Genomic DNA, 26,143 nt, shown 5'->3' on the forward strand with positions numbered 1-26,143 from the left:
CTTGCGCGGGTCGTCGGGCAGATTGGTCCAACCAATTTGTACCGCCGCGCGGAAGCGGGAATTATGCGCCGAAACGTGCGACCCCAGCACGTCCGGAGCGAGACATGAAGGATCGTCAGTACCCCACCGGCCCTGCCCCCGCGCAGGCCTACCTGTTTGCCACCTGCCTGGTCGACATGTTCGTGCCGCAGGCCGGCCTCGACGCCGTGCGGCTGCTTGAACGCGAAGGGCTCACCGTGCACTTCCCGCGCGACCAGAGTTGCTGCGGCCAGCCCGCCTACAGCAGCGGCAACCCCGACGCGGCCCGTTCGGTGGCGCGCGCCCAACTCGACCTGTTCAGCCAGCCTTGGCCGGTGATCGTGCCGTCGGGCTCGTGCGCGGGCATGATGCGCCACCACTGGCCGCAGCTCTTTGCCGACGATCCGGTGGCCGGCCCCAAGGCCTTGGAACTAGCCGGACGCATCTATGAGCTGGGAGAGTTCCTGCTGCATGTGCTGAAGGTGGACTTTGGCGATGCCGCACCGGCGGGCCAGCCGCAGGAGCGCATCGTGCTGCATACCTCATGCGGCGCCCGTCGAGAAATGGGTACGCGCCAGCACGGCGTGGCCCTGGTCGATGCGCTGCCGGGCGTGACCCGCGTGGAGCATGAACGCGAGTCCGAATGCTGTGGCTTCGGCGGCACCTTCTCGCTCAAGCATCCCGATATCTCCGGCGCCATGGTGCGCGACAAGGTGGCCTCGGCCTGCGCCACCGGCTGCGACCGGCTGGTCTCGGCCGACTGCGGCTGCCTGCTCAATATCGGCCATACCGCTGCGCATGACCGCGCCCCGCTGCAGGTGGAGCACCTGGCCACCTTCCTGTGGCGCCGTACCGGAGGTGCCGCATGAGCACGCCCGGCGCCCGCGAACGCATGCTCGGCCGGCTGCGCGCCACCGCGCCTGCGCCTTCCCCAAGCACCGCGGAACTCGACCGCCGCATCGACGGCCATTTCGAGGCACGCCGCCACGGCACGCCAGCCGTTGGCGAACTGGTCGGCGCGATGCAGGCGGCACTGCAAGGCCTGCATGCCGAGGTCTGGTGCGCCAGCGAGGCGGCCTGGCCGGCATTGCTGGCCACTGAGCTGGCCAATGCCGGCGTGAAGCGCCTGCTGCTTGATCCCGCCAGCACGGCCGGTGCCGCGCTGGCGGCCGCCTTGCCCGCCCATATCGAAGCCATCGGCTACGACCGCCCCATCGAAGCCTGGAAGGCGGAGCTGTTCGACACCATCGATGCCGGCTTCACCGTGGCGCGCTCCGGCATTGCCGCCACCGGCACGCTGGTGGTCGCGCCCGACGCGGGCTCGCCGCGCACGGTGTCGCTGGTGCCGCCGCTGCATGTCGCACTGGTGCGTGCCTCGACGCTGCACGCCGACCTGCATATGGCCGCACGCGACGAACGCTGGTCCGACGGCATGCCGACCAACCTGGTGCTGATCTCCGGCCCGTCCAAGACCTCCGACATTCAGCAGACGCTGGCCTACGGCGCGCATGGTCCGCGCCGGCTGTGGGTCGTCATCGAGACCGACACTGCGGAGGCCGGGCAATGAGCCAGCAGACACTGAATTTTGTTCCGCCGCAGGACTTCAAGGCACGCGCCCGCGAGGCGCTGGACGACCCCAAGCTGCGCCAGAGCTTCCGCGGCGCGATGGACTTCCTGCAGGGCAAGCGCCTGGCGCAGTTCCCCGACGCGGATGAGCTGGAACGCCTGCGCGACCTGGGCGAGGCCGTGCGCCAGCACGCGCTGGCCAACCTGCCGGACCTGCTGGTGCAGCTGGAGGCAAAGCTCACAGCTGCCGGCGTGCAGGTGCACTGGGCCGAGACCGCCGACGAGGCCAACGCGATCATCCACCGCATCGCGGCATCGAAGCAGGCGAAGCGCGTGATCAAGGGCAAGTCGATGGCCAGCGAGGAGATCGAGCTGAACCATTACCTGGCCGAGCGCGGCGTGGACTGCATCGAGTCGGACATGGGCGAGTACATCGTCCAGCTGGCCGGCGAGAAGCCCTCGCATATCGTGATGCCGGCGATCCACAAGACCAAGGGCGATATCGCGCAGCTGTTCCAGGCGCATATCCCCGACACGCCCTATACCGAGGATGTCGACGCGCTGATCCAGACCGGCCGCCGTGCGCTGCGCCAGGCCTTTGTCGAAGCGGATATCGGCTTGTCCGGCGTGAACTTCGCCGCCGCCGATACCGGCACGCTGTGGCTGGTGGAGAACGAGGGCAACGGCCGGCTTTCCACCACCGTGCCCGACGTGCATATCGCCATCATGGGCATGGAGAAGGTGGTGGCCCGGCTGGAGCACATCGTGCCGCTGTCCACGCTGCTGACGCGCTCGGCCACCGGGCAGGCCATCACCACCTACTTCAACCTGATCTCCGGGCCGCGCCGCGCGGGCGAGCGCGACGGCCCGCGCGAGGTCCACCTGGTGCTGCTCGACAACGGCCGCACCCAGGCCTATGCCGACACGCAGCTGCGCGCCACGCTGCAATGCATCCGCTGCGGCGCGTGCATGAACCACTGCCCGGTCTACACGCGCATCGGCGGCCACGCCTACGGCACGACCTATCCCGGCCCCATCGGCAAGATCATCTCGCCGCACCTGCTGGGGCTGGAGGCCACCGCCGACCTGGCCACCGCGTCGAGCCTGTGCGGCGCCTGCGGCGAAGTGTGCCCGGTGCGCATCCCGATTCCGCAATTGCTGGTGCGCCTGCGCACCGAGGCCAACCGCGATCCGGAAGAGCAGGTCATCCACCCGCTGCGCGGCCAGGGCGCCAAGTACAGCCGCGGCGAGCACCTGGTGTGGCGCTTCTGGAGCGGCGCGTATTCGCACCCGGTGACGTACCGGTTGTTCCGCTGGGCCGCCACGCGGCTGCGCGCGCTGACGCCGTCGAAGCAGATGGGCTGGACGCAGCACCGCACGCCGCTGAAGCCGGCGGCGAAGAGCCTGGCGGATTTGCTGAAGGAGAAGGGGCAGCCGGAGTAATCCGTCATCAAGGGCGCGAGCGGTTCCGCTCGCGACTGTGTTCACCAACAAAACAAAGATTTCCCGAAACACCACCGAAGCAGGAGACTAAACCGTGCAACCCTGGACCCAACTCTATACACCGCTGGGCAGCCTGTGGCTGTCGTCGCTGGCGGCAGCCATCCCCATCCTGTTCTTCTTCATTGCGCTGGCCGTCTGGCGCATGAAGGGCCATGTCGCCGCGGCCGTGACGCTGCTATTGGCGCTGGCCGTGGCGATTTTCGCCTACGGCATGCCCGCGCAACAGGCGCTGGCCTCGGCCGGCTTCGGCTTTGCCTATGGCCTGTGGCCGATCGCGTGGATCATCGTGACCGCGGTGTTCCTCTACAAGATCGTGGTCAAGACCGGCCAGTTCGACGTGATCCGCGCCTCGGTGCTGTCGATCACCGACGACCAGCGCCTGCAGATGCTGCTGATCGGCTTTGCCTTCGGCGCCTTCCTGGAAGGCGCGGCGGGCTTCGGCGCGCCGGTGGCGATCACCGCGGCGCTGCTGGTGGGCCTGGGCTTTAATCCGCTGTATGCGGCGGGCCTGTGCCTGATCGCCAATACCGCGCCGGTGGCGTTTGGCGCGATGGGCATCCCCATCATCGTGGCCGGGCAGGTAACGGGCATCGATCCCTTCCATATCGGCGCGATGGCCGGCCGCCAGCTGCCGCTGCTGTCGCTGCTGGTGCCGTTCTGGCTGGTGTTCATGATGGACGGCGCCAAGGGCGTGCGCGAGACGTGGCCGGCGGCGCTGGTCTGCGGCGGCAGCTTTGCCGTGACCCAGTACTTCACGTCCAACCATATCGGGCCCGAGCTGCCGGACATCACTTCGGCGCTGGTCAGCCTGGTGTCGCTGGCCGCGTTCCTGAAGGTATGGCAGCCGCGCAGCGCGTCGCAGCGTGCCGGCGGCAATGTCAGCGGTGGCACCGTCGCACTGGCCGGCTTCGGCGGCGGCTTCGGCGGTGCGATGTCCGGGCGCAAGGCGTCGCCCTACACCCTGGCGCAGACGCTGCGCGCGTGGGCGCCGTTCGGCATCCTGACCGCCATCGTCACGGTGTGGAGCCTGCAGCCGTTCAAGGCGCTGTTCGCCGCCAACGGTGCGCTGGCCGGCACGGTGCTGAAGTTCAAGATCCCGGGGCTGGACCAGATGGTGATCAAGGCCGCGCCGATCGTGGCCACGCCCAAGGCCTATGACGCGGTGCTGAAGCTCGACCTGCTCTCCGCCGTCGGCACCGCCATCCTGCTGACCGCGCTGATCTCGGCGGTGCTGCTGCGCATGAAGCCGCGCGCGCTGCTGGCCACCTTTGCCGAGACCCTGGTGGAACTGGCGCGCCCGGTGCTGTCGATCGGCCTGGTGCTGGCGTTCGCCTTTGTCGCCAACTACTCCGGCATGTCGTCGACACTGGCGCTGCTGCTGGCCGGCACCGGCGCGGCGTTCCCGTTCTTCTCGCCGTTCCTGGGCTGGCTGGGGGTGTTCCTGACCGGTTCGGACACTTCGTCCAATGCGCTGTTCTGCGCGCTGCAGAACACCACGGCGCATCAGATCGGCGTGTCGGACACGCTGCTGGTCGCCGCCAACACCACCGGCGGGGTCACGGCCAAGATGATCTCGCCGCAATCCATCGCCGTGGCCTGCGCGGCGACCGGGCTGGTGGGCAAGGAGTCGGAGCTGTTCCGCTTCACGGTCAAGCACAGCCTGCTGTTTGCCGTGATCATCGGCATCATGACGGTGGTGCAGGCTTACCTGTTGCCGGGGATGATTCCGGGGTGATGGGATAGTCGAAATCAATGAAGAAAGGCGGCCATATGGCCGCCTTTCTCGTTTGCTGCGCGGCAACGTCGCGTCTAATCCAGGAACTCGTCCCCTGCGGTGAGCGGCGCATACCTGTACGTCGCCGGCGTCCGGCTCAGCTTGACCGGCGCACCCAGCCCCTTGTAGCCACCCTCCATCTCCACCACCATCTGGCGGTGCTGCGTATGCGGATGCTGCAAGGCATCGGCCACGGACAGCACCGGCGCGCAGGGCACGCCTGCGGCCACCAGCTCGTCGGCCAGCACCTTGCCATCGAACTCGCACAGCCTGGCTTCCAGTTCCGCCTTCAGCGCCACGCGGTTCACCGAGCGCGCGCCCGCCGTGGCATAGCGCTCGTCATCGGCCAGCGCAGGCAGCCGCAGGTGCTCGCACAGGATGCGGAACTGCCGGTCGTTGCCCACCGCCAGGAAGATCGGGTCCGTGGCGGTGGCGACGGTGTCGTACGGGTAGATGTTGGGATGCGCATTGCCGGTGCGCTGCGGCGTCTTGCCGCTCATGAACCAGTTGGCCGCATGCGGATGCAGCAGCGACAGGCCGGAGTCGTAGAGCGCGGCCTCGACGAACTGGCCGCGCCCGCTGTGCGCGCGCTCCTGCAGTGCCAGCAGCACGCCGATCACGGCGTTCAGGCCGGTCACCATGTCCACCACCGGCAAACCCACGCGCAGCGGATCGCCATCGGCCTCGCCGTTGATGCTCATGATGCCGGACATGGCCTGGATGGCGGCGTCGTAGCCGGGCAGGCCGCCCAGCGGGCCATCGGCGCCGAAGCCGGACACGCGGCAATGGACCAGCCGCGGGAAGCGCGCGGACAGCGTTTCATAGCCCAGCCCCCACTTCTCCATGGTGCCGGTCTTGAAGTTCTCGACCAGCACGTCGGCCTCGGCCAGCAGCGCAAGCAGGACCTCACGATCCGCGTCGGCGGTCAGGTCCAGCCGCATCACGCGCTTGTTGCGGTTCAGGCCAAAGTAGTAAGAGGCCACGCCGTCCTTGAACGGCGGCCCCCAGGTGCGGGTGTCGTCGCCTTGCGGCGGTTCGATCTTGAGCACGTCGGCACCGTGGTCGCCCAGGATCTGGCCGCAGTACGGGCCGCCCAGGATGCGCGACAGGTCGACCACGCGGATGCCGGCGAGCGCGCCGGGGCTGGTTTGGGTCATGGCTGGTTTTCCTGTGGGTTCAGTCAAGCTGGGCGCCGGACTTCTGCACCACGGCGCGCCACTTGCCGACCTCGGCCTTGACGAAGCCGCCAAGCTGCTCGGGCGTGGTCGACGGCGCGAACTCCAGGCCCTGCGCCTGCAGGGTCTTGCGCACCTCGGGCTGCTTGAGCGCATCGGCAAAGGCGCGGTTGAGCTTGCCGATCACTTCGGGCGGCGTGCCGGCGGGTGCGACCACGCCGAAGAACACCGATACATCGAAACCTGGCACGCCCTGCTCGGCCACAGTCGGCACGTCCGGCAGTGCCTGCGAGCGCGCCTTGGTGGTGACGCCCAGCGCGCGCACCTTGCCGCTCTTGATGAAGGGCATCGCGGTGAGCACGTCGGTGAAGGTCATGCTGACCTGCCCGCCCAGCAGGTCGTTCAGCGCGGGACCGGTGCCCTTGTACGGGATGTGCTGGAAATCGGTGCCGGTGACGTTGTTGAACAGCACCCCGGCCAGGTGCGACGACGCGCCATTGCCGGACGAGGCATAGGTCAGCTTGCCCGGGTGCGCCTTGCCATAGGCGATCAGCTCCGTGACGTTCCTGGCCGGCACGGACGGGTTGACCACCAGCACATTGGGCAGCTGGCCGATCTGGATCACCGGCGCGAAGCTCTTGACCGGGTCGTAGTTGATCTTGCGGTACAGGCTGACGTTGATCGCCAGCGGCGCCGAGGTGCCGAACATCAGCGTGTAGCCGTCGGGCTCGGCGCGCGCTACCACCTCGGCGCCGATATTGCCGCCGGCGCCGGCGCGGTTCTCCACCACCACCGGCTGGCCCAGGCTGGTCTTGAGCGCGGCGGCAAGCGTGCGCGCCATGGCATCGGTGGGGCCGCCTGGCGGGTAGGTGACGACCATCATGATCGGCTTGGACGGAAAGTCCTTCTGCGCGAAGGCGGGGGCGATACAGAGCGAGCAGGCGGCGATGGCCGCTACGCGGTGCCAGAGTTTCATGGCGTTGTCTCCTGGGTATAGGACGTCTCCCGCTGGTGGCGGGATGGTGTTGCGGGGGATTGGTGCCGGACGTGGATCCGGTCAGAACACGTTGACCTGGTCGACCGCGCCAGCGGCACGCACCGTGCCGTCAGCCGGCGCGACGGTTTCGGCCAGCCACTCGGGCTCGGCCTGCGCGGCCAGCGGGTCCTGCGGCAGCACGCGGTGGCGCAACACCAGTTGCGCCAGCCGCATGCGGCGCACCGAGCCGATACGCCCGGCCTCCCAGGCCATCGCCACCGCGCTGGTGACGTGGTACAGCGCCGAGGCCGCCTGGCGCGCCAGCAGTTCGCCGTCCGCGCCGGCCTCAGCGGCTTGCGCGGCCAGCTTCGCCGCGGCGGCGATGGCGCCTTCGAACACGGCACGCGCCGCCGCATGTATCGGCGTATCGGCCAGCAGGCCGGCCAGGTGCGCCTGCAGCACCGGCAGCGCGCCTTCACGGCGGACCGCGCGCAGCACGTCGAGCGCGACGATATTGCTGGTGCCTTCCCAGATCGAACCGAGATGGGCATCGCGCACCAGGCGCGGATCGCTCCATTCCTCGATATAGCCACAGCCGCCGCGGATCTCCATGGCGTCGCCGGTGACCTTGCGCGCATCGCGGCAGGCGCGGAACTTGATCAGCGGCGTCAGGATGCGCATCAGCGGGTAGGCGTCGGCCTCGCCGGCATCGGCGCGGCGCAGTGCTTCGGCGGTCTGGAACACCATGGTGCGCGCCTGCTCGGTGGGCAGGGTCAGCTTGAGCAGCTGGCGGCGCATCAGCGGCATGTCCTGCAGGCGCTTGCCGAACGCCTGGCGCTCGCGCGCGATGAACAGGCCCTCGGTCAGCGCGCGGCGCATCAGGCCGGCGGCGCGCACGCCGTTGGACAGGCGCGAGTTGTTGATCATGTCAGCCATCTGCACGAAGCCGCGGCCGGGTTCGCCGACCAGCCAGGCATGCGCGCCTTCCAGCCGGATCTCGCCGCTGGCCATCGAGCGCGTGCCCAGCTTGTCCTTCAGGCGGATGATGCGGTAGTGGTTGTCGCTGCCATCGGCCAGCTTGCGCGGCAGCAGGAACAGCGACACGCCCTTGTGGCCCGGCACGGCGTTGCCGGCCTCATCCTCCACGCGTGCCAGCACCATCGCCAGCGCGGCATCGGGGTTGGAGCAGAACCACTTGTCGCCCAGCAGGCGCCAGCCGCCCTCGGCCGAAGCGTCGCGCACCGCGCGGGTGGCGGTGGCGGCGACGTCGGAACCGGCGCCCTGCTCGGTCATGAACATCGCGCCCTGGTAGAGGTCGTCGAAGACCTGCGTGGTCAGGTTGGACAGGTAGCGCTCGACCAGCGCCGGGTCGCCGAACTTGCGCAGGGTGCGCGTCAGCGAATCGGTCATCGACAGCGGGCAGCACAGGCCGAACTCGGCCTGCACAAACAGATATGTGAGTGCATACTTAGCCGCTGGCGGCATGGGCTTGTCCCAGCCCAGCACCCCACCGCGGTGCGACGCCGCCGCCAGGCCGAATTCGGCAAAGGCCACGCGCTCCATCTCCACATAGGCCGGATGCTTGTCGATGCGCTGCGCATCCACGCCCGCGCGGGTACGGTAGGTGAGTTCGGGAGGATGGCGGTCGGCCACGCCGGCCAGTTCGTCGAGCACGCCGCCGGCCAGCGCACCCATGCGCTCCAAGTGCGGCAGCAGGTGGTTGAACAGGTCGGACGGCAGGTAGAGCGGCAGCAGCGCGCGCAGGTCCGGGTCGGCAGCAAACAGGCTGCCGCCCTGGCGGTCCGGTACCGGGTGGGCAGCGGCCGGTGCGGCGGGGTGGGCTTGAAGTGTGGTGTCGCGCACGGCGCTGGACGGCATGGCTGGTCTCCTGGAATGGGCTGGTGCCGACTTGCGGCCCCTTTGGCCTCCATTATTGGAACCCCAAAGATTCGCGTCTAATTCTAAAATTGGCTTGATCCATATAATTTCTGTATCGCCATGGAATTCCGCCACCTGCGTTACTTCCTCGTGCTGGCCGAGGAACTGCACTTCGGCCGGGCCGCGCGCCGGCTTGCCATTTCCCAGCCGCCGCTGTCGCTCAATATCCAGCAGCTGGAGGCCTCGGTCGGGGCGCGGCTGTTCGACCGCGACAGCCGCGGCGTGCGGCTGACCGCGGCCGGGCGGGCCTTCCGCGAATCGGCCACGGCGCTGCTGGCGCAGGCCGAGGCGGCGCGGGTGCTGGCACGCGAGATCGAGGCGGGCGCGGTCGGGCGGCTGCGGGTGGGCTTTGTCGGCTCGATGCTGTATCGCGGCTTGCCGCAGACGTTGCGCGCGTTCCAGGCGGCCTATCCCGGCATCCAGGTGGCGCTGACCGAGCTCAACTCACAGGAGCAGATCGACGCGCTGCTGCACGACGAGCTCGACGCCGCCTTTATCCACACCGGCCGCGTGCCGGACACGCTGCAGGCAACGCTGGTGCACAGCGAGCCCTTTGTCTGCTGCCTGCCGGCCGACCATGCGCTGGCCGCGCTCCCGGAGTTGCCGCTGGCGGCATTGCGCGGCGAGCCGTTCGTGCTGTTCTCGCGCAAGGCCTCGCCGGACTACTACAGCCGTATCTTCGACATGTGCGCGGCGCAGGGCTTCTACCCGCAGATCCGGCATGAAGTCCGGCACTGGCTGTCGGTGGTGTCGCTGGTGTCGCAGGGGATGGGCGTGGCGGTGGTGCCGGCGGCGCTAGCGCGCTCCGGCATGGCCGGGGCCGCGTTCCGGCCGCTGGCAGACGCGGCGGTGCGCTCGGAAGTCTACTGCGCGTGGAAGACGGCGCCGGACCATCCGGCGCGCGACCATTTCGTCGGCATGGTGCGGGAGATGACAGCCGCCGCCCAGGGCAGCCCCAAAGAAAAAGCCACCGGTCCATAGACCGATGGCTTGTGAAGTACGCGTGGAACGGGGTGTTCAGCGTGCTTGGAGCTTAACCCTGCCCGCTTACGGCATCCAATAACGCAAATGCAGTAATTGATCGGCGCTGCATGAAGCTGGTTGCATTCGGCTTCGCACAGCCGAACTGTGCTGCATCGGGCTGAATTCATGCGCAGCCTTCTCCACTTCTGCCCAATATTGTCGCCAAATGTCCACACATTGCCACACGCTCGTATAACGGCGTGGCGCTTAACACTTTTAGCATTTAATCTGCACGGCAACGCAGAAGTGACTTGAGAGGCCCGCCCCCCCTTGCTGGCCACTGACCATGGAGCTAGCTGTGCAAAACAAGAAAAACGCCCCCCGTTACCTGGGCAGCATAACCCGCCTGCGCACCCCCGATCACCCACACCCCGAGCGGTTATCATTTGCCTCCTGCGGCGCAATGACGCGGCAGCAGGCTGGCGTGCCCGCCCTTTGAGGGGGCAACGCCATGCCTCATTTGCGATACAATGAAAACGATTTTCATTTACACACCCCGGCGTGGTCGCGCTGACCGCTTGGCGGCAGACCGCGCCACGGACTGGAAGCATGATGCGGTTGTCTGAACTTCCACGGCGCACGCCCGCCGTTGTGCAATCGGTGGACGACGCCACCCCGGGAGACCCGGTCGCGCGCCGCCTGCGCGAACTGGGCTTCGTCCCCGGTGAAGCCGTGCAGATCATCGCCTACGGCCCCTTCGGCATGGACCCGCTGGTGGCACAGGTAGGCTTCACCCGCTTTGCGCTGCGCCGCTCGGAAGCGGCGCGCATCGGCGTAGAGGTCGCCAGCGCCTCGGTCACCAGCATCGCCCCCGCCACGCAGGGCGGCGACCAGACCGCCAAACCGTCCGCAAAACGGACTGCCTGAGCCTTCCCCCGGATTATGTCTGCAGCTCCTTCCACTTCGGCCCTGCGCATTGCGCTGGTCGGCAATCCCAATTGCGGCAAGACCGCACTGTTCAACCGCCTGACCGGCAGCCGCCAGAAGGTGGCCAACTATGCGGGCGTGACCGTCGAGCGCAAGGAAGGCCACTTTGTGTCGCCGGCCGGGCGCCAGGTGCGCATCCTGGACCTGCCGGGCGCCTACAGCCTGCACGCGGCCAGCCTCGATGAAGCCATCACGCGCGATGTCTGCCTGGGCATGCGCGCCGGCGAGCAGCGCCCGGACCTGCTGGTGTCGGTGGTCGATGCGACCAACCTGCGCCTGCACCTGCGATTCGTGCTGGAACTGCGCCGCCTGGGCCTGCCGATGGTGGTGGTGCTCAATATGAGCGACGCCGCCGCGCGGCGCGGCATCCAGATCGACCGCGACAAGCTGTCGGCCGCGCTCGGCGTGCCGGTGGTCAGCACCGTGGCGGTGAAGCACGACGGCGCCGCGGCGCTGGTCAGCCTGCTTGACGACACCCTGCCGCCGGCCCCGCTGGCCACCCCGGAACCCGCCAACGACATTGACGTGCACGCCGAGGTCAACCGCCTGCTGGCGGCCGCGGTGAGCATGCCGGCGCGCACCGCCGCGCTGGATGACCGCATCGACCGCATCGTGCTGCATCCGGTGATCGGCCTGCTGCTGCTGGCGGTGCTGCTGTTCCTGATGTTCCAGGCGGTGTTCTCTTGGGCGGAACCGCTGATGGACGGCATCGAGGGCGGCGTGCACTGGGCCGGCGAGATGCTGGGCGCGTACCTGCCCGACGGCATGCTCAAGAGCCTGCTGGTCGACGGCCTGGTCGCGGGCCTGGGCAGCGTGGTGGTGTTCCTGCCGCAGATCCTGATCCTGTTTCTGTTCATCCTGACGCTGGAGGAATCCGGCTACCTGCCGCGCGCGGCCTTCCTGCTGGACCGACTGATGATGGGCGCGGGGCTGTCGGGGCGCTCGTTCATCCCGCTGCTGTCCAGCTTTGCCTGCGCCATCCCCGGCATCATGGCCACGCGTACCATCCAGGATCCGCGCGACCGGCTCACCACCATCCTGGTGGCGCCGCTGATGACCTGCTCGGCACGGCTGCCAGTGTATGCGCTGCTGATCGGCGCCTTCATCCCCGAGCGCACCGTGCTGGGCCTGTTCAACCTGCAGGGGCTGGTGCTGTTCGCGCTGTACGTGGCGGGCATCGTCAGCGCGCTGGTGGTGGCCTACGCGCTCAAGTTCTTCCGCCGCGACCGCACCGACCATCCGCTGCTGATGGAGCTGCCGTCGTACCGCATTCCCAATCCGCGCGATGTGGCGATCGGCCTGTGGGAGCGTGCCCGCATCTTCCTGTCGCGGGTGGGCAAGGTGATCCTGACGCTGACGGTGCTGCTGTGGTTCTTGTCGACCTTCCCATCCGCGCCCGTGGGCGCGACCGCGCCGGCCATCGACTACAGCTTTGCCGGCATGATCGGCCATGCGCTGCAGAAGGTGTTCGCACCGGTGGGCTTCAACTGGCAGATCTGCATCGCGCTGGTGCCGGGCCTGGCCGCGCGCGAGGTGGCCGTGGGCGCGCTGGCAACCGTCTATGCGCTGTCGGGCAGTGAAGAGACCGTGGCCACGCAGCTGGCGCCGATGATCGCGGCGCAATGGTCCTTGGCCACGGCGCTGTCGCTGCTGGCCTGGTACGTGTTCGCACCGCAGTGCATCTCCACGCTGGCAGTGATCCGGCGCGAGACCGACTCGTGGAAGGTGATGGCGCTGTCGGCGGCCTACCTGACCGGCCTGGCCTACCTGGCGGCCTTCGTGACCTACCGCGTCGCGCTGATGTTCAGCTGAGGCACCACGCCGCCATGACCCTCTACCACGCCATCGAAACGCTGCTGGTCCCGCTGATCGTGCTGGCGTGCGCGGTGTCGGTGATCGCGCGCTACGCGCCGCGCACGCGCGAGCGCGTCAAGGCGGCGCTGGCCGCGCGCCTGGGCGGCAGCGCCGCCGCCGCCGGCTGGCGCGCCCGACTGGTGCGCTGGCTGGCCCCGCAAGCCGCCGCGGGCTGCGCCAGCGGCTGCGACGACGGTGGCTGCAATACCTGCGGATCCAACACCGCCAACACCACCTCCGGCGCGCAGGACAAGCCTGCCGAACAGGTGATTCGCTTCGTGCGCAAGCGCTGAGCGGCGCGCTTTCCGCCTCAACAGATCCACGCAGAAACGGGTACGCCCGCTGCTTCCGCCCGGCGCGGAAGCAGCGCTTTGCGCTCGCCTGTTGACGCTCTGGCGGCGATAAAACCCGCCTGGAATGGCTTGCGCCGTGGCACGCAGAAACGGGTACGCTTTGCGCGCTGGCCGGCTTGGCACGCATCTCGGGGACGTCCCGCAAAGGCAGGCCCAGCCTTGTCCGGACGCCTTTGTCGGCAGGCCCCGGCAGCGCCTGGAACACTTGGCGCCGGTCACGCAGAAACGGGTACGCTTTGACGGCATCCGTCCCGACGGCCGCTTGTATGCCCCAAAGCAAAACGCCCTCCGGATGGAGGGCGTTCGCCAGGCGCGGCAACCTGCGGCTTACTTGACCGTACCGTAGAAGACCAGCTTCAGCGGCGTATTGTCAGCAGCCGCAGTGCAGGTCGCGGTAATGGTGAAGTCGCCAGCTGCGGTGCCGGTGGCGCGCACCTGGTTCGGCAGCATGACCATGCTTGGGCTCAGTGTCACCGGACCGATGCTGGACCAATCCCAGTTGTTGCACGCGGTGTACTGCGCATCATCGCCCAGGTGCTTCATGCGTGCGGTCACCTCGACCGTCGTCGGCGGCATCAGCAGCAGCGTCATCGGATCCTGGTTGTCGCCAACCAGCGCCCAGACCGGGTTCTCGGTCACCGTCAGCGTGGCGCTGCGGCGCTCGCCCAGCTTGGTGCTGACAGCAGTCACCGTCAGGCTGCTCTGGACCGGACCTTTGTCGTTGGCCAGGCTGGTGCTGACCGTGGCGTCATGCGTACCCGCCGCTTCCGACGCGGACAGCGTGGCCGAGGTCGCCGTGTAGGTCCAGGCGCCGTCGAACTCCGCGGTCACGTCCTGGCCATCGTGGCGCAGCACACGCGAGGTGAAGGTTTCCGGACGGTTGCTGAAGACCTGCAGCGCATTCACCTCGCGGCCGCCCTTGGTCGTCACCACGCGATAGGCGGCGGCGCCGTTCTTCTGCACCGTCACCGCGATCACCCCGGCAATGGCATGCCCGTCCGGCGCGGTCACCGACACCGAGACACTGGCCGTGGCCACGGCGGTGGGTGAGCTGTTGCTCGCCTTCAGCGTGGCGCTGTTCTGGCTGGCCGTGACCTGGACCGCGGTGCCGCTGCTGGACCATGCCCAGCTGTTGACGCTGGCGGACACATCGGCGCCGTTGCTGTCGACCAGCGATACCTTGACCGGCAGCGCCTGCCCGTCGCTCATCGACAGGCTGCTGTTCGGGATCGACAGGCTGTAGCTCAGCGCCGAGGCCGGCACCACGGTGATGGTGGCGGACTGCGCGGGCAGCTGTACCGTCGTGTTGTCGGCGCCCTTGACGCTCGCCACCACCTGGACGGTGGTCGTCCCGGTTGCAATGCCCTTGACCACGGCGCTGCCCGGCGTGGTGGCACTCGGCTCCACGGTGGCAATGCCGCTGTTGATACTGGTCCAGTTGAAGGTGGTGTTGCCGGACACGTCGATGCCGTTGCTGTCCACCGCCAGCGCGCTGATGGTGAGAGTGCGGCCGACGCCGACCTCGCCGGAGGTCACGCTCATCTTCACCGTATAGGTCAGCGGCGTGGTGCCGCCTGCGTTTGGCGTGGTGGGCGTGCTCGAACCGCCGCCGCCACCGCCGCACGCTGCCAACAGCAAGGTCATGGCAGAGCCTGCCAGCCAGGATGCCCACGTTCTCAGTCTCATCATGTTCCCCCCAGTCATGTGTTTTTTTCCCGCGCTACCAGCCTAGGCACAAAGGTGCCAGCGCAATACCGGCCAGAGGACTGAGGTGCGGCGCAAAGAACATGCGCGTGGTTCATCCTTTCAGCGCAGCGGCACCGCCATTCGGGCGAGGCAAATATGACCGGCAGGGTTTCGCCCGAAAGCCGGGCCCAGCCGTTTGGCGCAACCCGCGCATGGCAGTCCCCCGATCGGGCCACGCCCGCACCCGGCGCTCCCCCACGCTTGACCGGGGCCGGCCTTGTCGACTAACCTTTGCAGGCCATCCGGCGCCTGCCGGATGCGCACCAACCACGAGCGGCCCCCGGCCCTCCTCCTCCAGGCACGATGAACCGTTACACCAGCACACTCAGCCAGGCTGCCGATGCGTCCCGCATCGCTGCCCGCGCTCGCGTGCTGGCTGCCCTGGCATCGGGCCGCGCCCTGCGCGCTTCCTCGCTACTGCTAAGCCTATCGATCGGTTGCCGGGCCTAGTGCCCCGTGGCAGTTCGGCAGCCTTTCGCCACCCTTTTTCCGTTTTTCTTTTTTCACTTTCCCTGGCCCACTAGCGAGGAAGGAGACCCCGTATGCTCAGCAATCCCGCCACCAAGTACCAGCCCGCCGCCACCGTCGACATCCCTGACCGCAGCTGGCCCGGCCGCACCATCACGCGCGCACCGCGCTGGATGAGCACTGACCTGCGCGACGGCAACCAGGCCCTGATCGAGCCGATGAACCCGGCACGCAAGCTGCGCTTCTTCGAGCAGCTGGTGAAGATCGGCCTGAAGGAAATCGAAGTGGCGTTCCCCGCGGCCTCGCAGACCGATTTCGACTTCGTGCGCATGCTGATCGAAGAGCAGCGCGTCCCCGACGACGTCAACATCGTGGTGCTGACGCAATCGCGCGAAGACCTGATCCGCCGCACCGTCGAGTCCGTGCGCGGCGCAGCGCGGGCCACAGTGCACCTGTACAACCCGATCGCGCCGGCATGGCGGCGCATCGTCTTCAACGCCTCGCGTGAAGAGATCAAGGAGGTCGCGGTCTCGGGCACGCGCCTGATCAAGTCGCTGACCGATGCCATGCCTGGGACGGCATGGACCTATGAGTATTCGCCCGAGACTTTCAGCCTGGCCGAGCTCGACTTCTCGCTGGAAGTCAGCGACGCCGTCTCTGCCGCCTGGCAGGCCGGCCCGGGCCGGCCGATGATCCTGAACCTGCCAACCACGGTTGAATGCAGCACGCCCAACGTGTTCGCCGACCAGATCGAATGGATGCACCGCCGCCTGGCACGGCGCGAACACATCGCGCTGTCAGTGCACCCGCACAACGACCGCGGCACCGCGGTGGCCGCCGCGGAACTGGCGCTGATGGCGGGCGCGGACCGCGTCGAAGGTTGCCTGTTCGGCAACGGCGAGCGCACCGGCAATGTCGACTTGGTGACGCTGGCGCTCAACCTCTATACGCAGGGCGTGGCGCCCGAACTGGACTTCTCCGATATCGACGCGGTGCGCCAGTGCGTGGAGCACTGCAACCAGCTGCCGGTGCATCCGCGCCACCCGTATGTGGGCGACCTGGTGTTCACCGCGTTCTCGGGCTCGCACCAGGATGCGATCCGCAAGGGCTTTGCGCAGCAGCAGCCGGACGGCATCTGGGAAGTGCCCTACCTGCCGATCGACCCGGCCGACCTGGGCCGCAGCTATGACGCGGTGATCCGCGTCAACAGCCAGTCCGGCAAGGGCGGCATGGCCTACCTGCTGGAGCAGGTGCATGGCATCTACATGCCGCGCCGCCTGCAGATCGAATTCAGCCGCGCGGTGCAGGCCATGACCGACGACACCGGGCTCGAGGCGAGTGCCGATGATCTTTATGGTTTGTTCCAGCGCGAGTACCTCGCGCAGCAGACACCGCTGCGCTATGTATCGCACCAGCTGGTGTCTGACAGCGGCGGGGCCACGGAGATCGAGGTACAGATGGTGCGCGACGGCAAGCCGTGCAGCGTGCGCGGCACCGGCAACGGGCCCATCGATGCCTTCGTCAATGCGCTGGACTTGCCGGTACGCGTGATGGATTACCACGAGCATGCGATGACCGCCGGCGCGGATGCGCGCGCGGCCTGCTACGTGGAAGTGCGTGTGGGCGATTCGCCGACAGGGTTCGGCGCGGGCATCGACGCCAACCTGGTCACGGCCTCGCTGCGCGCGGTGATCTCGGGCGTGAACCGGCACCTGCAGGCCGGCTCTGGCGCGGCGCAGGCCCCGCAGTCCGCAGAGGCCGCTGAGGCCTGACACCGCAAGCCGCGGCAAGAAAGCCGGTGTGCCCCGCCCCCACGGGGCACACCCGGAAAGACGCCCTTGCGGACGCCCACGACATGCTCGGTGCCGATCCGCACACGCTGCCTGCGTGCTCGGATCTTTCGCACAGCGTAAGGGGCAGCATCGCACCGCGCCACGAATAATTCCGCATGTGTTTAGAAGCGACGGCGCGGCTGGCACCGTGGCGCCTTCCTCGCTGTAGCGCCTGCGCGACGCAGCCAGCCCCGTTCCCTTCTGCTTGTTTTGGGTCAAAGCCCAGCCCGGCCTGCTCGGCCAAACTGGGTCCGGATTTGATACCAGACCAAGTAGAACCTCATGAAAACACTCTCTCTTCGCACCCGGGTCACCTGTTCCGCCATCGCCGCCTGCGCCATGCTCGGCGCCTTCGCCACCCCTGCTGCCGCCGCCGCGGACGATGCACAGGGCAACTGGATGGTGCGCCTGCGCGGCACCTATCTCGACATGGCCAAGAGCTCCGACCCCGTCGGCGGCGTCGGCCCGTCGGACCGCATCACGGTCAACAACAAGTGGATTCCCGAGTTCGACGTCACCTACTTCTTCACGCCGAACATCGCCGCCGAACTGGTGCTGACAGTGCCGCAGAAGCAGGACGTCTACCTGGACGGCAACAAGGTCGGCACCTTCAAGCATCTGCCGCCGACGCTGCTGGTGCAGTACCACTTCATTCCCAACGGCACCTTCCGCCCGTATGTCGGCGCCGGCCTGAACTTCACCCGTATCTGGGGCGCGGACATCGCCAACAACTCGCTGCAGCTCGATAGCTGGAGCGTCGGTCCCGCGCTGCAGATCGGCATGGACTACAAGCTGACCAAGAACTGGTTCCTGAACGCCGACATCAAGAAGATCTGGCTGTCGAGCGATGTGAAGGCCGGCGATGTCAAGGTATCCAAGGTGAACCTGGATCCGTGGCTGTTCAGCATGGGTGTGGGGTATCGCTTCTGATCCTGCAGTGCCATGCAAAAGGCCGGCGCCAATCAGGCGCCGGCCTTTTGCTTTTCCGGATGAGCGAGGGTGCAGACCTACCGGAACGCCGGCTCATCGAAGCTGCGCAGCTTGCGCGAATGCAGCTGCTCCACCCCGTTCTCACGCAGGATGCGGATCGCCTCCAGCCCGATGGTCATATGCTGGCTGACGCGCTGGCGATAGAACGCGTTGGCCATGCCGCGCAGCTTGAGCTCGCCATGCAGCGGCTTGTCTGACACGCACAGCAACGTGCCATACGGCACGCGCAGCCGGAAGCCATTGGCCGCCACCGCCGCGCTTTCCATATCGATCGCAATCGCGCGCGACTGGTTGAAGCGCGCATACAGCGACTTGGACTTCAGCTCCCAGTTGCGGTCATCGGTCGAGACCACCGTGCCGGTGCGCATGCGGGTCTTCATCTCGTTGCCGGACAGCCCGGTCACGCGCGCCACGGCCTCCTGCAGGGCCACCTGGATCTCGGCGATCGGCGGCACCGGCACCCACGGCGGCAGGTCGTGGTCGAGCACGTGGTCGTCGCGCACATAGGCGTGCGCCAGCACGTAGTCGCCCAGCTGCTGCGAGCGGCGCAGGCCGCCGCAGTGGCCCACCATCAGCCAGCAATGCGGGCGCAGCACGGCCAGGTGGTCGGTCATGGTCTTGGCGTTGGACGGCCCCACGCCGATATTGACCAGCGTCACCCCCAGCTTGTCTTCGCGCACCAGGTGATAGGCCGGCATCTGCGGCAGCGCGCGCGGGCGCGAGGCGTCGTCGGGCTCCGCGCCGCCCAGTTCCTGCATCACGTCGCCGGGCTCGACAAAGCGGGTGTAGCCGCCGCCGTCGCTGCTGGCCATCAGGCCCCGGCCCAGCTCGACAAACTCGTCGACATAGCGCTGGTAGTTGGTGAACAGCACGAAGCGCTGGAAATGCTGCGGTGCCGTGCCGGTGTAGTGGTACAGCCGCTGCAGGGCCAGGTCCACGCGCTCGGCCGGGAACAGCGACAGCGGCCAAGCCTCGCCCGGAATCGGCTCATAGGTGCCGTTGGCGATGCCGTCGTCGATGCGGCTCAGCTCGGGCAGCACGAACGATGCCTCCAGCTCGCGCGCCTGGGTGTAGCTGATGTCGGTGGTAGAAGCCTCGATCACGAACGGCAGCGGGATCGGGCGCCGGCTCAGTCCCACCACCACCGGCACGCGGTGATAGCGCATCAGCCGCTCGATCTGGTCGCGGTAGTAGTCCGCCAGCAGGTCGGGGCGGGTCACGGTGGTGCCATACACGCCCGGGTAGGCCACCGTGCCCCATGACGGCCGGCTGTCGGTGACCATGGTCTCGATGTTGACCGAGATGCCCAGGTACGGATAGCACGCATGCGCGGCCGAGGGCAGCGGCTTGCCGCTGGCGAAGGCATCGAAGCGCGCGCGCACGGCGCCGACCGAAGCTTCATAGATGTCGCGGATGCGCGCGATCGCCGCATCCGCGTCGGTGAACTCGGCAAGCTGGTCGGCCGGATGAGCGGAGGAAAAGACGGGGGCGTTCATGGAGGCCATGATACCGCGCCGGCGCGCCCGCGTGAGCAGCACCCGACCCCGCCGGAAGCCAAATTGACGCGCCCGCGCCCGCTCGCTACACTCCGCCAATTGCGCGGCACGGGTTCCCGTGCCGTTCTCGACTCGCGGCGCCCCTAGTGGCAGGGGCGGCGAGGGGCCGTACACGCTTGACTGGGAGAGCCGCCGATGGAAATCCGTAACCTGTTGCCCGACGACATCGAGGCAGCCAGACAACTACTGATCGCCAACGGCTGGGCCCACCGGGTGGGCGGCCCGGAGAAATTCGCACGGCTGGTGGCCAACTCCCAACGGGTGGTCGTGGCGGTGGAGCACGGCGAGATCGTCGGCTTTGCCCGCGCGCTGTGCGACGACGTCTGCGACGGCTTCCTGTCGATGGTTGCCGTCGCGCCCAGCCACCGCCGGCGCGGCATCGGCCGCGCCCTGGTGCGGCACATCGTGGGCAACGACCCCGACATCACCTGGATGCTGCGCGCGGCGCGTTCCTCCGAAGCCGCATTCTTCGGCCAGCTCGGCTTTACGCCGTCGATGGTGGCAATGGAGCGGCGCCGGCCCTGATCCGCCAGCGCCCCCGGGCGCAGCGTCAGCGTGCGCCCATCTTGCGCCGGAACTCCTCGGCCGTACCCACCTGCCGGAACAGCGGCCCGCCCGGTGCGAAGCGATCCGCGCTCGCCAGCGGCCCCACCACCACCGGTTCGAATCCCGCATCGCGCACCAGCTGCGCGGCCACGTCGAGCGCGGCCTTGTCGTCGCCGGCGATGGGCACCGCCACCAGGCCGCCCGCCCGGTGATGCTCGCTGGCAAACTGTGCCGCCCCCATGAAGTTGAAGGCCCGCACCACGCGCGCGCCGCGCAGGTAGCGCGCAGTGGTGATGCCGATGCCGTCACGCCTGGCCTCCTCGGTGATCGGGCCATCGCGGTGCTCGTAGGCGTTGGTGGCATCGAGCACGATCTTGCCCCGCCAGGCATCGGCATGGTCGCGGCTGAGCTGTGGCAGCGCGCCGTAGGGCGTGGCCAGGAACAGCACGTCAGAGAACGCAATGGCCTCGGCCACGGTGCCGGCGCGCGCCAGCGTACCCAATTCTTCCACCAGCGGCTTGAGTGCCTCCGGGTGCCGCGACGAGAACAGGACCGGGTGTCCGGCCTTGACCCACAGCCCGCCCACGGTGCCGCCGATGCGGCCCGAGCCGATCACGCCGATGCGCTGCGCGGCGGCCTCGCGGCTGGCCGCCGGGCCAGGCTGGGCGCGCACGGCGCGCGGCAGGGGCACGGCCAGCACCAGGGCCGCGGCGCCGGCGCCAAGCCAGCGGCGGCGGGCAGGATCGAAGCGGGATGCATTGGCGTTCATCGCAAATCCTCCGCAGTGGACACAACCATCGGCCCCGTACGTCATACGGGACGCTGGGATGACTCTAGGCGAAAAGCGCCGTCCCTGCGTGGGCGGCTAGCGGTCGTTGCGGATCGGCCCGAATTCGGCCGGCACCCACGCATACCCGGCCGCATCGCGGCGCACATGGCCAAGGCCCGGGAAGGGCATATGCGCGCCCCCCACCCACAGCCGGCCCTTGGCGGCATCGGCCAGGATGCGCTGGCGCGTGATCACGGCCTGGTTGCTGTCCACGTCAAACTCGATCGCCACCTGCGGGCGCCGGAACTGCACCGCATGGCTGTGGATGATGTCGCCCCACAGCAGCAGGCTGTCCTTGCCCGAGGTGAACAGGTAGCCACTGTGGCCCGGAGTATGGCCATTGGCCGGCACCGCGCGCACACCGGGAACGGGCTCGACACCGGCGCCGCCGTTGAAGGGTCGGAAGCGCTGCGCAGCCTGGTATGGCGCGACCGCGGCGCGCGCCATGGCGAACAGGCCCTGCGCCTCCTTCGGCGCGGCGGCGGCATTGGCTTCGCTGAGCCAGTAGTCGGCATCGGCCTTGTCCACATGGACGGTTGCGTTCGGGAACGCCGCCTTGCCGTTGGTGGCCAGGCCGCAGGCGTGGTCGCCGTGCAGGTGGGTCAGCAGCACGGTGTCGATCTGTTCCGGCGCGTAGCCCGCCGCGCGCAGGTTTTCGCCGATGCGCCCGAGGGTGGGCCCGAAGCAGGCTGCCGCGCCCGTATCGACCAGCACCAGGTGGCTGCCGGTATGGATCAGGTAGGCGTTGACCGCGGTCTGCATGCCCGGCGTCGATTCGACGAACATCCGCGCCAGCAGGCTCTGCACCTCGCGCGCGCTGGTGTACTTGAGGATCTTCGGGTCCAGGTCGATGTAGCCGTCATAGAGCGCCGTGACCTCCAGCTTGCCGACCATCATGCGGTAGTAGCCCGGCACCTGGGTCTTCTGCTGCGCCGGCGGCGTGGTGGTCTGCGCAGTGGCGATGGCGGGAAGCACGGCGGCCCCCATGGTGACGGCGATGGCGGCACCCAGTACGGCCCGGCGCAGCGCCGGGCGCTGGCCCGGCCGGAAGGTTGCATGGCACACCACGGACTGCTGCTTCATATCCTGTGATCCTGTTTTGGTTGGTGTTGTCGAGGAGAAGGCCGGAGCCGCAAGGCGCGCGGCCAGGGCCTAATCTTAGCCGGCCCTTGTCCATCAAGGCCGGAAGCACCAAAGCGTACCTACTTCTGCGTAAAAAACGGGGCCGTTTGGCCCCGTTTTCCATGCATGGGAGCTTGCGCTGCCCTGCGTTCACTCCGGCTGGATATTCGCCGCCTTGATGATGCGCCCCCACTTGCCGGACTCCTGCAACTGGAACTTCGCCAGCTCCGCGGGCGTGCTGGTGAACACCTCCGTGCCGGTCGACTTGTAGAAGCCGGCCGCGGTATCGCCGCGCGCGGCCTTGACCATCATCGCATTGAGCTTCGCCACCACCGGCTGCGGCGTGCCGGCGGGCGCATAGGCCGCGAACCAGTAGCTCATCTCGTAGCCCTTGACGCCGGCTTCGTCGATGGTGGGCACGTCCGGCGCCAGCGGCGAGCGCACCTTGCCCGATACACCCAGCGCGCGCAGCTTGCCGCTCTTGACCTGCGGCAGGCCGGTGGCCGTGTCGGTGATCATCATCTGGATCTGGTTGCCGAGCAGGTCGGTGATGGCCAGCGGGTTGCTCTTGTACGGCACGTGCAGCAACTCCACATGCGCCATCTGCTGGAACAGCTCGCCGGCAATGCGCGACGACGAGCTGCCGCTGCCGAAGCTGAGCTTGCCCGGCTGCTGCTTTGCCAGCGCGATGAACTCGCCCACGGTCTTGGCCGGCACCTGCGGGTTGACCACCATGATCTGGCCGCCGCGGCCCAGCGCGGTGATCGGCGCGTAGTCCTTGACCGGGTCGTAGGGCAGCTTCTTGAACAGGTGCTCGTTGGCCGCATGCGTGGTGTTGGTGCTGATCAGCACGGTGTAGCCGTCCGGCGCGGCCTTGGCCACGTCCGACGCGGCGATGAAGCCATTGGCGCCCGGCTTGTTGTCGACCACCACGGTGGCCTTGCTGTCCACGGTGATGGCCTGGCCGATGGCGCGTGCCAGCTGGTCAGTGGCGCTGCCGGCGGCGAACGGCACCACGAAGCGGATCGGCTTGTCCGGGAACTCGGCCCAGGCCTGCCCCGCGGGCAGGATCAGCGCAAGCGCGGCAACAGCCAGTGGCTTGAGAAATGGGTACATCGTTGTCTCCTGGTGAAATCGTTGTCGGTGTGAAGCGATGGATCAGTGGCTGGCCGCGGTGCCGGACGCGAGCCGCGGCGGCACAGGGATCTCAAGCTGCAGCAGGCGGAACGACAGCGCCTTGCCGTGCGTGTCGAGGTTGAGCGCGTCGTTGACGCCGCCATCGAGCACGCCGTCGAGGACGAAGTTCATCGCCTGCAGCGACGGCACCAGGTAGCGCGTGACGGCCGTGGGCCGGCGCTCGCGGAACAGTGCGCGCACGGCGTCCTCGGTCACGTGCGCGACCAGGTGGTCGTAGTCGCGCGCGTCGTAGGCGATCACGCTGATGTTGGAACGGTTGCCCTTGTCGCCGGTGCGGCCGTGGGCGAACTGGTAGAGCGCAGCAGTGTCAGTCATGGTCGGACCTCCTCAGGCGATGAAGGTATGCGTGGCCGTCACGGCCTCGCGCGGCACCAGGCACGACACGGCATTCAGGCGCGCGCGCTGCGCGGTGCGCACGCCGCCGCCGCCGGCCGGGCCGCAGGTATAGAGCGCATTGACCTCGCGCTGCAGGGCCTGCGCCACCGCCAGGTCGTCGTGCGCCAGCGCGGCGCGCAGGCGCACGTCCTGCGCCGCTTGCTCATGCGGCTGGCGCTGGGCGAACATGGCGCCGCCATCGTCCGCCAGCACGCTGAGCACGCCGATCAGGTCGAAGCGGATGGGCGCGTCATGGCCCAGCAGCTGCATGCGCCGGCGCAGGATGTCGGCGGCCAGCCGCGCGCGGGCGGCGGCATTGGGGCCGGCGTACGAGATCTCGCCCTCGGCCAGCCAGCCGCCGTGGCTGAACACATTGGCCTTGAGCTGCGCCGGTCGGGGATGGCCGCGCACATTGCGCACCGCCACCCGGTCCGGGCCGGGCTGCGCCACGGTGACGGCACCGATGTCGGCCACCACGTCCGGCGTCAGGTAGGCGGCCGGATCGTGGACCTCATACAGCAGCTGTTCCTTGACCGTGCGCAAGTCCACGCAGCCGCCGGTATTGGCGGCCTTGAAGATCTCGATGCCGCCGTCGGCATCGAGCTGCGCGATCGGGAAGCCCAGCGCATGCACGTCGGGCACGTCCTTCATGCCGGGATCGGCAAAGTAGCCGCCGGTGACCTGCGCCCCGCATTCCAGCAGGTGGCCGGCCATGGTGGCGGCGGCCAGGCGGTCCCAGTCTTCCCACGACCAGCCAAAGTGCGCCATCGCCGGCCCCACGGCCAGCGCCGGATCGGCCACCCGCCCGCACACCACCACCTGGGCGCCGGCAGCGATCGCCTCGGCGATGCCTTGCGCGCCGATATAGGCGTTGGCGCAGACGAAGCGATCGGCGTCGAAGGCATCGCCAAGAATGCCGTGCAAGCGCGCGCGCCCCGCATCGTCGGACAGGTCATCGCCCTCCACGACTGCAACGCGCGGCGCGGGCAGACCCAGATCCTTCGCCAGCTGCAGCACGCGCCGCGCCGCGGCGCGCGGATTGGCGGCGCCGAAATTGCCGACGATGGGAATGCGGTGTTGCAGGCACAGGCCCAGCACCGGTACCAGCAGCGCATCGAGCAGCGGCTCGTAGCCCTGCGCGGGATCGTTGCGCCGCGCCAGCTGCGCCAGCGCCAGCGTGCGCTCGGCCAGGGTCTCGAAGATCAGCGCGGCCGACTGGCCGGAGGCAATCAGCGTGCGCACCACCGGCAGCGCGGCATCGGTGCGGTCGCCGGAGAAGCCGGCGCCGGAGCCGATCAGCAAGGGAGCAGTCATGGTCGGGGGCAGGTTGTTGGTGGGATCGATCCCATTCTAGGGCGGGTGCGTCCAGCCAAAAAACGGATTATTTGGATTAATCTATCGACTTGCTGGATAAATCCGCCAGGCCCCATGAACCTCTCCGTCAAGCACCTGCGCGCCTTTGTGGCGCTGGCCACCTACCGCAATTTCACGCGCGCGGCGCGCGCCTGCCACCTGTCGCAGTCGGCCTTCAGCGCGCTGGTGCAGACGCTGGAGGAACAGGCCGGCAGCCGGCTGTTCGAACGCACCACGCGGCACGTGGAGCTGAGCAGCGACGGCGTGCGCTTCGAGCAGACCGCGCGCCGGCTGCTGGCCGATTTCGAAACCGCGTTCGAGGACCTGCGCGCGCACGCCGAGCGGCGCAAGGGGCGCGTGTCGATCGCGGCGCTGCCGTCGCTGGCCGCCGGCGACTTGCCGCCGCTGCTGGCGCAGTTCCGCGCGCTTTATCCGGGCATCGTGCTGGAGCTGTTCGACCAGCTCGCCGACGGCTGCATCGAACTGGTCCGCCAGGGCCGCGCCGACTTTGCACTGGCCCCGGCACCGGCCCAGGACGAAGACCTGCGCGTGGAGCCGCTGGTGCGCGACACCTTCCACCTGGTGTGCCCGGCGGACCATCCGCTGGCGCGCAAGCGCCGCATCACGCCGCAGATGCTGGCGGGCCTGCCGTTTATCCAGCTGTCGCGCACGACCAGCGTGCGCCAGCACCTGGACGCCGCGCTGCATCCGTTGCGCCTGACCAGCGTGATGGAGGTGGAGCACTTGGCGACGGTGGCGGCGCTGGTGCAGGCGGGGCTGGGCGTGAGCGCGGTGCCGTCGCTGGCGCTGTTTCAGTTCCGGCGCGAGGGGCTGGCGATCCGGCCGCTGCAGCTGCCGTCGCTGGTGCGCGATATCTGCCTGGTGCGGCTCAAGGACCGCGGCGACTCGGCCGCGGCAGCCGCGATGATCGACTGCCTGCAGGCGTTCTACCGCGGCGGCAAGCCGCCCGCGCGGCGCTGAAAACCCGGCAAGAGCGGCACGCAGAATTGGGTACGCTTTAC

The 26,143-nt window shown here is 68.4% G+C and carries 22 protein-coding genes; 12 read left to right on the forward strand and 10 right to left on the reverse strand.

All coding sequences use genetic code 11. The annotated features are described in order from the left end of the window. Positions 1 to 104: 104 nt before the first annotated feature. From ACW4E8_RS28660 to ACW4E8_RS28675, 4 genes are all read left to right on the forward strand, one after another. On the forward strand, positions 105 to 887 hold the full coding sequence (locus tag ACW4E8_RS28660) for a (Fe-S)-binding protein (protein ID WP_456807594.1): 783 nt from the start codon (positions 105 to 107) through the stop codon (positions 885 to 887). Then, the gene (locus ACW4E8_RS28665) at positions 884 to 1,585 is read left to right on the forward strand and encodes a LutC/YkgG family protein (protein ID WP_456807595.1); all 702 of its coding nucleotides are present in this window, start codon (positions 884 to 886) and stop codon (positions 1,583 to 1,585) included. Before ACW4E8_RS28660 ends, ACW4E8_RS28665 begins: the two co-directional genes overlap by 4 nt. Next, positions 1,582 to 3,027, forward strand: coding sequence for a LutB/LldF family L-lactate oxidation iron-sulfur protein (locus tag ACW4E8_RS28670; RefSeq protein ID WP_456807596.1), 1,446 nt, complete (start codon positions 1,582 to 1,584; stop codon positions 3,025 to 3,027). Before ACW4E8_RS28665 ends, ACW4E8_RS28670 begins: the two co-directional genes overlap by 4 nt. A 94-nt stretch (positions 3,028 to 3,121) precedes the next feature. Then, on the forward strand, positions 3,122 to 4,822 hold the full coding sequence (locus tag ACW4E8_RS28675) for a lactate permease LctP family transporter (RefSeq protein WP_456807597.1): 1,701 nt from the start codon (positions 3,122 to 3,124) through the stop codon (positions 4,820 to 4,822). A gap of 74 nt (positions 4,823 to 4,896) precedes the next feature. On the opposite strand, the gene ACW4E8_RS28680 is transcribed toward ACW4E8_RS28675, so the two are convergent. The 3 genes from ACW4E8_RS28680 to ACW4E8_RS28690 all read right to left on the reverse strand — a co-directional run bounded on the left by ACW4E8_RS28680 (position 4,897) and on the right by ACW4E8_RS28690 (position 8,890). Then, positions 4,897 to 6,018, reverse strand: coding sequence for a CaiB/BaiF CoA transferase family protein (locus ACW4E8_RS28680; protein WP_456807598.1), 1,122 nt, complete (start codon positions 6,016 to 6,018; stop codon positions 4,897 to 4,899). Between the two features lie 19 nt (positions 6,019 to 6,037). Further along, complete coding sequence (locus tag ACW4E8_RS28685; RefSeq protein WP_456807599.1) at positions 6,038 to 7,012, reverse strand: Bug family tripartite tricarboxylate transporter substrate binding protein; 975 nt, start codon at positions 7,010 to 7,012, stop codon at positions 6,038 to 6,040. An 81-nt stretch (positions 7,013 to 7,093) separates the two neighbouring features. Beyond that, complete coding sequence (locus ACW4E8_RS28690; protein ID WP_456807600.1) at positions 7,094 to 8,890, reverse strand: acyl-CoA dehydrogenase family protein; 1,797 nt, start codon at positions 8,888 to 8,890, stop codon at positions 7,094 to 7,096. A 120-nt stretch (positions 8,891 to 9,010) separates the two neighbouring features. Here ACW4E8_RS28690 and ACW4E8_RS28695 point away from each other — a divergent pair, with 120 nt between their 5' ends. From ACW4E8_RS28695 to ACW4E8_RS28710, 4 genes are all read left to right on the forward strand, one after another. Further along, on the forward strand, positions 9,011 to 9,931 hold the full coding sequence (locus ACW4E8_RS28695; RefSeq protein WP_456807601.1) for a LysR substrate-binding domain-containing protein: 921 nt from the start codon (positions 9,011 to 9,013) through the stop codon (positions 9,929 to 9,931). Between the two features lie 594 nt (positions 9,932 to 10,525). Further along, positions 10,526 to 10,840 carry a FeoA family protein gene (locus ACW4E8_RS28700; RefSeq protein ID WP_035820831.1) on the forward strand — a complete coding sequence of 105 codons (315 nt, stop codon included), beginning with the start codon at positions 10,526 to 10,528 and terminating at the stop codon, positions 10,838 to 10,840. Positions 10,841 to 10,855: 15 nt separating this feature from the next. Continuing rightward, a complete protein-coding gene (gene feoB, locus ACW4E8_RS28705; protein ID WP_456807602.1) occupies positions 10,856 to 12,712 on the forward strand; it encodes a ferrous iron transport protein B in 1,857 nt (618 codons plus the stop codon). A 14-nt stretch (positions 12,713 to 12,726) separates the two neighbouring features. Continuing rightward, on the forward strand, positions 12,727 to 13,047 hold the full coding sequence (locus tag ACW4E8_RS28710) for a DUF6587 family protein (RefSeq protein ID WP_456807603.1): 321 nt from the start codon (positions 12,727 to 12,729) through the stop codon (positions 13,045 to 13,047). 387 nt (positions 13,048 to 13,434) lie between these two features. Here ACW4E8_RS28710 and ACW4E8_RS28715 read toward each other — a convergent pair whose 3' ends face one another. After that, positions 13,435 to 14,751, reverse strand: a complete 1,317-nt coding sequence (locus ACW4E8_RS28715) for a hypothetical protein (RefSeq protein WP_456807604.1) — start codon at positions 14,749 to 14,751, stop codon at positions 13,435 to 13,437. Positions 14,752 to 15,395: 644 nt separating this feature from the next. Between ACW4E8_RS28715 and leuA the strand changes: the two genes are divergently transcribed. Then, the gene (gene leuA, locus ACW4E8_RS28720) at positions 15,396 to 17,093 is read left to right on the forward strand and encodes a 2-isopropylmalate synthase (protein WP_456807605.1); all 1,698 of its coding nucleotides are present in this window, start codon (positions 15,396 to 15,398) and stop codon (positions 17,091 to 17,093) included. A gap of 342 nt (positions 17,094 to 17,435) precedes the next feature. Next, positions 17,436 to 18,083, forward strand: coding sequence for an OmpW/AlkL family protein (locus ACW4E8_RS28725; protein ID WP_456807606.1), 648 nt, complete (start codon positions 17,436 to 17,438; stop codon positions 18,081 to 18,083). 77 nt (positions 18,084 to 18,160) lie between these two features. Here the strand turns inward: ACW4E8_RS28725 and ACW4E8_RS28730 are convergent, their stop codons facing one another. After that, on the reverse strand, positions 18,161 to 19,648 hold the full coding sequence (locus ACW4E8_RS28730; protein WP_011616336.1) for an AMP nucleosidase: 1,488 nt from the start codon (positions 19,646 to 19,648) through the stop codon (positions 18,161 to 18,163). Positions 19,649 to 19,834: 186 nt separating this feature from the next. Between ACW4E8_RS28730 and ACW4E8_RS28735 the strand changes: the two genes are divergently transcribed. Then, positions 19,835 to 20,224 (forward strand): GNAT family N-acetyltransferase, encoded by a 390-nt coding sequence (locus ACW4E8_RS28735; protein WP_010814084.1) that lies wholly within the window; start codon positions 19,835 to 19,837, stop codon positions 20,222 to 20,224. A 25-nt stretch (positions 20,225 to 20,249) separates the two neighbouring features. On the opposite strand, the gene ACW4E8_RS28740 is transcribed toward ACW4E8_RS28735, so the two are convergent. The 5 genes from ACW4E8_RS28740 to ACW4E8_RS28760 all read right to left on the reverse strand — a co-directional run bounded on the left by ACW4E8_RS28740 (position 20,250) and on the right by ACW4E8_RS28760 (position 25,082). Next, positions 20,250 to 21,014, reverse strand: a complete 765-nt coding sequence (locus ACW4E8_RS28740; RefSeq protein WP_456807607.1) for an NADPH-dependent F420 reductase — start codon at positions 21,012 to 21,014, stop codon at positions 20,250 to 20,252. Between the two features lie 96 nt (positions 21,015 to 21,110). Then, entirely contained in the window at positions 21,111 to 22,157 is a 1,047-nt protein-coding gene (locus ACW4E8_RS28745; RefSeq protein ID WP_456807608.1) for an MBL fold metallo-hydrolase, read from the reverse strand. 189 nt (positions 22,158 to 22,346) lie between these two features. Further along, complete coding sequence (locus ACW4E8_RS28750; protein ID WP_456807609.1) at positions 22,347 to 23,312, reverse strand: Bug family tripartite tricarboxylate transporter substrate binding protein; 966 nt, start codon at positions 23,310 to 23,312, stop codon at positions 22,347 to 22,349. Between the two features lie 42 nt (positions 23,313 to 23,354). After that, on the reverse strand, positions 23,355 to 23,708 hold the full coding sequence (locus ACW4E8_RS28755) for an AtuA-related protein (RefSeq protein ID WP_456807610.1): 354 nt from the start codon (positions 23,706 to 23,708) through the stop codon (positions 23,355 to 23,357). A 12-nt stretch (positions 23,709 to 23,720) separates the two neighbouring features. Next, a complete protein-coding gene (locus ACW4E8_RS28760) occupies positions 23,721 to 25,082 on the reverse strand; it encodes an acyclic terpene utilization AtuA family protein (RefSeq protein WP_456807611.1) in 1,362 nt (453 codons plus the stop codon). Positions 25,083 to 25,196: 114 nt separating this feature from the next. Between ACW4E8_RS28760 and ACW4E8_RS28765 the strand changes: the two genes are divergently transcribed. Then, positions 25,197 to 26,102, forward strand: coding sequence for a LysR substrate-binding domain-containing protein (locus tag ACW4E8_RS28765; RefSeq protein WP_456807612.1), 906 nt, complete (start codon positions 25,197 to 25,199; stop codon positions 26,100 to 26,102). The last annotated feature ends 41 nt before the right edge of the window (positions 26,103 to 26,143 follow it).

It is taken from the genome of Cupriavidus sp. CP313 (assembly GCF_054072015.1).